This is a genomic window from Brachyspira sp. SAP_772 (assembly GCF_009755885.1).
Lineage (GTDB): Bacteria > Spirochaetota > Brachyspiria > Brachyspirales > Brachyspiraceae > Brachyspira.
The window spans coordinates 1-681 of record NZ_VYIX01000193.1; the positions used below are offsets into that span (position 1 = coordinate 1).

2 pseudogenes are annotated in these 681 nt (G+C 28.5%); one reads left to right on the plus strand and one right to left on the minus strand.

Annotated features, from left to right (window positions below):
• Positions 1-38 precede the first annotated feature (38 nt).
• Positions 39-476 (plus strand): annotated as a pseudogene (locus GQX97_RS13475) (transporter substrate-binding domain-containing protein); the annotation flags it as partial.
• 69 nt (positions 477-545) lie between these two features.
• Here GQX97_RS13475 and GQX97_RS15185 read toward each other — a convergent pair.
• Positions 546-681: pseudogene (locus GQX97_RS15185) on the minus strand (sodium ion-translocating decarboxylase subunit beta); the annotation flags it as partial.

Sequence of the window (681 nt, forward strand, 5' to 3'; positions counted from 1 at the left end):
AAACCATATCTTTACAATAGGCTAAACCATATCTTTACAATAGGCTTATGATAGCAAAATATTCTGATAGAGATGATATTAATAGCAAAGAGGAGTTAAAAGGGAAAATATTAGGAGTRCAAASMGGAAGCAGYAATTATGAAWCATTAGWARMTGACCCTRTAAGYAARGAAATTAAAGAGATTAGACAGTATGATTCTTATGTTAATGCTTTTTTGGATTTAGAAGCTAAAAGAATAGATGCTGTRATAGTAGATGAGATWGTWGCYCGTTATTATATATCTAAAGAGAATGCTGATTTTGAACTTTTAGAAGAATACCCAATTACAGCTAAATCWTTTGGAGTAGGMATTAGAAARACAGATACAGAATTRTTAAATGCTATTGATAAAGCTTTAGATGATATGAGAGMYGATGGAAARGCTGCMGAAATATCTACTAAATGGTTTGGTAAAGATGTATTTRTAARAGGATAATTATATAATAATTAGAACAGAGTGTTTAATAACTCTGTTCTAAAAATTTATATAAAAAAACAATATATATCAATTATGGAAAAAAGTAAGAAATATACCAACAGTTATAGCTCCAGAAATGATACCAGAAATATTAACTGCCATAGCATGAAGAAGTAAACAGTTAGAAGAACTATTTTCCTGTCCATATATATGAGCACCCCAA